This window comes from Paraburkholderia sp. A1RI-2L (assembly GCF_048957375.1).
Taxonomy (GTDB): domain Bacteria; phylum Pseudomonadota; class Gammaproteobacteria; order Burkholderiales; family Burkholderiaceae; genus Paraburkholderia.
In genome coordinates, this window is the sequence record NZ_JARBTA010000010.1 from 1 (window position 1) to 5,261 (window position 5,261).

At 60.6% G+C, this 5,261-nt stretch carries 7 protein-coding genes; 6 read left to right on the forward strand and 1 reads right to left on the reverse strand.

All coding sequences use genetic code 11. The features are described 5' to 3' along the window. Positions 1–277: 277 nt before the first annotated feature. The 3 genes from PWP93_RS37190 to PWP93_RS37200 all read left to right on the forward strand — a co-directional run bounded on the left by PWP93_RS37190 (position 278) and on the right by PWP93_RS37200 (position 1,944). A complete protein-coding gene (locus PWP93_RS37190) occupies positions 278–787 on the forward strand; it encodes a replication/maintenance protein RepL (protein WP_421048396.1) in 510 nt (169 codons plus the stop codon). A 170-nt stretch (positions 788–957) separates the two neighbouring features. Further along, positions 958–1,374 carry a DNA-binding protein gene (locus PWP93_RS37195; RefSeq protein WP_421048397.1) on the forward strand — a complete coding sequence of 139 codons (417 nt, stop codon included), beginning with the start codon at positions 958–960 and terminating at the stop codon, positions 1,372–1,374. Between the two features lie 156 nt (positions 1,375–1,530). After that, positions 1,531–1,944 (forward strand): type II toxin-antitoxin system PemK/MazF family toxin, encoded by a 414-nt coding sequence (locus PWP93_RS37200; RefSeq protein ID WP_421048398.1) that lies wholly within the window; start codon positions 1,531–1,533, stop codon positions 1,942–1,944. Between the two features lie 243 nt (positions 1,945–2,187). Here the strand turns inward: PWP93_RS37200 and PWP93_RS37205 are convergent, their stop codons facing one another. Further along, complete coding sequence (locus tag PWP93_RS37205) at positions 2,188–3,315, reverse strand: MobA/MobL family protein (protein ID WP_421048399.1); 1,128 nt, start codon at positions 3,313–3,315, stop codon at positions 2,188–2,190. 244 nt (positions 3,316–3,559) lie between these two features. Between PWP93_RS37205 and PWP93_RS37210 the strand changes: the two genes are divergently transcribed. The 3 genes from PWP93_RS37210 to PWP93_RS37220 all read left to right on the forward strand — a co-directional run bounded on the left by PWP93_RS37210 (position 3,560) and on the right by PWP93_RS37220 (position 4,843). Then, entirely contained in the window at positions 3,560–3,922 is a 363-nt protein-coding gene (locus PWP93_RS37210) for a hypothetical protein (RefSeq protein WP_421048400.1), read from the forward strand. Between the two features lie 184 nt (positions 3,923–4,106). After that, positions 4,107–4,367: a hypothetical protein gene (locus PWP93_RS37215; RefSeq protein WP_421048401.1), complete on the forward strand. Its 261-nt coding sequence runs from the start codon at positions 4,107–4,109 to the stop codon at positions 4,365–4,367. Continuing rightward, entirely contained in the window at positions 4,364–4,843 is a 480-nt protein-coding gene (locus tag PWP93_RS37220; RefSeq protein WP_421048402.1) for a hypothetical protein, read from the forward strand. The genes PWP93_RS37215 and PWP93_RS37220 overlap by 4 nt, the downstream gene beginning before the upstream one ends. Positions 4,844–5,261: the final 418 nt, after the last annotated feature.

The window sequence follows — 5,261 nt, forward strand, 5'->3', positions numbered from 1 at the left end:
GGTCGTCTAGCCCGCCCTAGGCGGGCGGGTTACGCCCCCGCTTGCGGGGGCGTGGATATACCCCAGTGGAGCGCCCCCTTTAGTTAACAATAAGAGCCTCTTGCCCAAAAACCCGCGCTAAGCCTTATCTGATAAGGGTTTCGTCGATTCTGACCTGTCGCCTGCAGGCGACAGGCGTGTCGCCTGCAGGCGACAGTAGAGTCGCAATACAGCATAAACCTGTCGTCTTTATAATTAAAGTTGTAGCATAAACCTGTCGATATCAAGCGATATGATTATGTCTAAAGCCGTCGTCGCCACAGAGGAATCAGCACCCTCGTTTTTCGGCTGGTTACAGGTCGAAAAGAAAGTCGGGCAAGAACTTCAGCGTCTAGCCATCAAACACCCATCTGCTATGGGCACGCTGCTGTACCTCATGAACAACATGGGCCGGAACAACGCTCTAGCCGTCTCTCAGGCTGTGATCGCGCAGAAGGTCGGGATTGGCCGTCAGGCCGTCAGTGGTGCGATTAAGCTGCTGTCCGATCACAAGTTCATTGAGGTCGTTAAGGTCGGCAACCTGTGCGTGTATCGGGTCAATACTCGGGTCGCCTGGCAAGGTAAGCGTGGCGAGCGTTTTGCCCACTTCACTGCCGATGTGATTGCGTTCGAGGGCGAACAGGCTGGCACAGATCTGGACGATCAAACCCCGCTTAAGCAGGTGCCCGTACTAGAAGGGGCTGAGCGCATCCTGCTCGGGAACGAGCCAATTGATCCACCTGATCAACAAGAAATGAACCTGCCATGACCATGCGCCGAGACAGCCACCAACGCCGCTCCTACGCGCTTCGCCGGGCGAGCTTGGCCGTCGATCGCATGATCCGCGCGGCGACTCCCGACGAGAAAGCCCAAGCGGCCCGATGGGCCGCTGCCTGGGGCACGAAAGCCGGTATTCACCCCCGTCCCACGGAGTGACGCATGGCGACAGTATCAATCTCAGAGGCGGCACGGCTGACCGGCAAGAGCACCAAAACGCTGTATCGCTTGGCGTCTCAAGGGAAGCTCTCACTGTCCCTCGATGAGAATGGCGCAAAAAAGGTCGACACGTCAGAGCTGGTAAGGGTTTTCGGGGAATTTAAACAGTCAGGTGAGAATCCCATTGAGACAGATTCTGAGTCTCGCGTGAGACAACTTGAGGCGGAAATTTCTGTGTTGAGACAGGCTGCGGCACAGCTCGATGTCCTGAAAGCTGAGAAAGCGGGGCTGGAAGCCCTGAATGCCGCCAGAGAACAACAGCTCCAGGACATGAGACAGGCACTGAGACTGATTGAGTCTCAGATAGAAGTGCCACCAACCGGCCAAAAACGCCGCCGCTGGTGGCAATTCGGTAAGTGACGGGTTGCGCGAATGGCCCGGCGTGCAGGTGCCTATAGGTCGCGTTCTATAGGTCGCGTTTTTGGAGGTTGGCGTGTCGTGACGGTAGGCTAAAAACCTGTCCCTACTCTCTATACCGGGCGGATTTTCAGCCTCAACAAAAACAACGGATACCCGATGCCTCTTCTTTATCAGCCCCGTTTGGGGTCGGTGGTGCAGTGCGACTTTGCAGGAATGGTTGTGCCGGAGATGGTCAAAAAGCGCGATGTGGTCGTCATTGCCCGCAACAAGCACAACAATCACCTAGTTACGGTGGTCCCTCTTTCGACCACGGCTCCGGCGCGCGTGGAGGATTACCACCATAAGCTGGAGCGCAACCTACGGGTCGACGGCGACCCCAATACTGAAGTCTGGGTCAAGTGCGACATGCTCTACACGGTGTCACTGGAACGGCTATCGCTGTACTACACCCGCTCGCGCCGTGGCGGCCGCCAAACCGTCCAAATGTACGTCTCGACGGCTGATTTTCAGGCCATCCAGGCGGCTGTCGCTGCCGCCTTGGGATTGCCGAAAATCCCCCCATATGAGTAATGAAAACGCGAAAAAATGGGCTAAAACGTCACGTTTTGGCCCAAAAACATGTGTGAAAAAGTGCGATAAAGTGCACTAAAAGATACCTAAAAGGTAGCTCAGTGAGTTACTATGATCGTGTTCCCGGAAGGGATTCTTGAGTCTCCATCCGCTTCGGCGTTGACGGAGCCAGGACGGCAACGGCGATGACAAGCCAGTCGCCCTGCAATTAAGGGCACCCTCGGGTGCCCTTTGTCTTTTCTGCTATCGCCCAAGCCCACGGGGCTTGATAGTCGTCTTTGGCGACTGCTCGTGGCCATCAGCCCCATAAACAATACGGGGCCTGTCTCCAACTTCATACGCCTGCTGGAGCTGCCGTCTGTCGTGCAGCGTCGCCCAGTCTCGGCCCGCGTTCTGGGCCACGTGGAAGTCCGACACCAGCAGGATTTCGCCCGTATAGGGCACGCGCGGCTTCGGCGTCAGTACGACGGTGTAACCCATGCCCAGCAGTTTCTGCCTGATTTCCTCGGCATCGCGGGCGCGCAGCTCGTCTTCGGTCGGCACGGGCGCCACAGATGTTGGCGCAGCCGCCTCTGTCGCGCGGGCCGCGCGGAACCGCGCAAGCTGTTCATGGGGGTCCGGCACGCGCGCCGCGGCGGCTTGCCGTTCGCGCTCGGCCTTCGCTGCCTGAATGTCGCCGGAAAGGTCCAGAATCGCGCTGCGCAGTGCCTGGTGCTCGGCAACCATCCCGTTCCACTCCATGCGCGCGGCACGCAGCTCGCGCACGCGCTCCATCCGCACCTCGCGCCGTACATCGCGCCCCGCGCGCGGGTGCGCCGGTCCGAGCTTCGGCTCCGGTTCCAGCCGCGTGTTGCGCGTCATGCTGACGCGCGTGTCGGCACCCAGCCGCTCGAGCTCGCGGTTCACCGTCCGCTCGTATCGCTGCCGGGTGTCGGTGACGAACGTGCGGGCATTCATGGTCCGGTCCTTGGCCGCACCACCTTTCTCTGGATTCGCCTTGTTCGCGCGGCGGAAGAACTGGCCCGCATCGCGCTCGACGCCATCGAGCGCCCGCTCCGAAAACATCAGGTGGACATGCACATTTCGCCCGCCATCGGCGGCCTCTGTGTCGTGCATCGCCAGCGTGTACGGATGCTTCACGCCGACAATACCGTCGGCCATCCGCTGGGCGAAGCGGATCTGTGATTTGCGGTCGTCGAGTTCGCGCGGCACGGCGAACTCGACTTCGCGATACGCGCGCCCGTTGGCGCGCTCGTTCGCATCCGCCGCTTGCCAGAAAGTGAGCGCATCGGATGCGGCGAACGTCGGCATGTTCCCATGCTCGACAAACGCCACATCGTCGCGGCTCGCATAGCGGCCTTCGCCCTGCACGTACCGTGCATGCGAAGCGCCTTTGCCAGCGCGACCGGTCTTCACAGAGCAATGCGTTATCGCCATAGCGCGCGACGGGCTTTGAGGTTGGGGTGCAGGGGCCTTGGCCCTTGCCGCGATCGTTTCTCGAAGAGAAACGAGTAATCGCGCTTCGCTTCTCGAAGCGAAGCCTACCACCGCCCGCACATCACCGGCAATCGCCCTTATACTGGTCACACAGAACAACCGGACCAGCGAGGCATCAGTGTCAGAAACCGTAGAAAGCAAACAACAGCGGCTCGACAAACTCAAGGCGCAGCAGCGCGCCTTGCTGGAGCGTGCGAAGGCGGTGGAGATGCGCATCCGGCGCGCGGAATCCGCCGAAAAATCGAAGCGCCGCAAGCAGGACGACCGGACCAAGCTCTTGGTGGGCGTGGCGCTCCTCGAAGCGGCGCAAAAAAATGCTCATTTGCGCACCATGATCAAGGACGCCATCCGCGTCCTGAAACCGGCAGACCGGACATTCCTTACCGAGCAATCGGCGCTTTGGGCAGAGTTCGAGGCGCTTGCCCACGCGGAAAAGGCGGTACCACCGCGTCCGGACGCAAAAACGGAATCCCAGCCATGAAGGCGTGCCCGAAGTGCCGTTGGCCCAAACCCCGCTTTGGCTACGAGCGCATTGCCGACCAGTTCTTCGTGCGATGCCCCGCCTGTGGCTTCACCGGCCTGGGGGCTAATTCGAGGGCAGTGGCCGAGGTTTTGTGGCAGACCGCCGACGCGCCGGACCAGCAGGGAAAACTGACGATCCCGCTATGAGCGAGAGCCTTTGCCGCGCCCGTGTTGTCTACGACTACTCGAGAGACGAGCTGATCGGGACAGTGCTAGCGACCGGCGAAACCTTCGTTACCCGCGACCCGGGACAGATGGCCGAATGGCTGTTTGCGGCGGGTGTTCGGCATGGCCAGGTGACGATGCCGGACTGGCGCGAAGGGGACATCGCGCCGGCCACCGGCGACAAGATCTCGCTGCATCACCGCCTGATGCAGCTTGGACGGCAGGAGTCGGGCGAATGAGCACCCAGACGCCACGCAGCCCGTGGAAAACGCGCTACTTCGTCGATACGGAATTCACGGATTTTCTCGACTGCCAGCTCATCAGCGTGGCGATCGTCAGCGAGGATGGCCGGGAGTTTTACGGCGAACGGTCGGATTTCGCGCTGAATGCATGCAGCGAGTTCGTGCGGGTCGCCGTTTTACCCCAGCTCGGCCAGTTTCCGGAGCGTTCGATGCCTGCTGAGCAGCTTCGTGACGAGCTACGGGCGTGGTTGATGAACGTGCCGGCAAAGCCCAGGCCCATCCTGTGTTTCGACTACCAGGGCGACTTTGACCTCATATACGACCTGCTCGACGGCGAAATGCCGGAAGGTTGGAAGTACGAGCACGTCGGAAACAAACTCGATCTTGGGCGGATGGAAGCCTACTTTCGGCAACATGGCGGGCGGCATCATGCTCTCCACGACGCTCGCGCGAACGCCTATGCGTTTCGCTGAATTTGTCATATCTTTAACCAGCCACGGCAGCACCACCCGTGCTTGTGGCGTGTGTTTCCAAAGCCGCTACGAGAGGAGCGGCTTTTTTTTATTAAGAAATCTCGGGCGGTCCACCCGCGTTCCCGTGGACAAGGTGGGACAAGTCTGGCGACTTGCCCCACCTTGCCCACAGGCCCCTTCGCGGCGTGGGGCCTACGGCGTGACTCGCTGCGCTCGCCCAATTTGGACATACGTCCCCTGAACCCATCCCTTCTGGAAGCCATAGGAGGCCCGCCAAGCCGCCGAATGGCTTCGCCCGGTGCCCACAGGCACCCGGCTGAGCGGCGGGCGGCCGTAGGCCGTCTGGCGCGATTTGTCCGGGTCTTGGCGCTTTAGCGCCTAGACCGGTGCGCCGATAGCCTGTGCGGACCCCTTTGGG

What these genes read in the sequence shown, in the direction of transcription:
- PWP93_RS37190 (WP_421048396.1), top strand. Translation starts at nt 278, where the DNA reads ATGTCTAAAGCCGTCGTCGCCACAGAGGAATCAGCACCCTCGTTTTTC.
- PWP93_RS37195 (WP_421048397.1), top strand. Translation starts at nt 958, where the DNA reads ATGGCGACAGTATCAATCTCAGAGGCGGCACGGCTGACCGGCAAGAGC.
- PWP93_RS37200 (WP_421048398.1), top strand. Translation starts at nt 1,531, where the DNA reads ATGCCTCTTCTTTATCAGCCCCGTTTGGGGTCGGTGGTGCAGTGCGAC.
- PWP93_RS37215 (WP_421048401.1), top strand. Translation starts at nt 4,107, where the DNA reads ATGAGCGAGAGCCTTTGCCGCGCCCGTGTTGTCTACGACTACTCGAGA.
- PWP93_RS37220 (WP_421048402.1), top strand. Translation starts at nt 4,364, where the DNA reads ATGAGCACCCAGACGCCACGCAGCCCGTGGAAAACGCGCTACTTCGTC.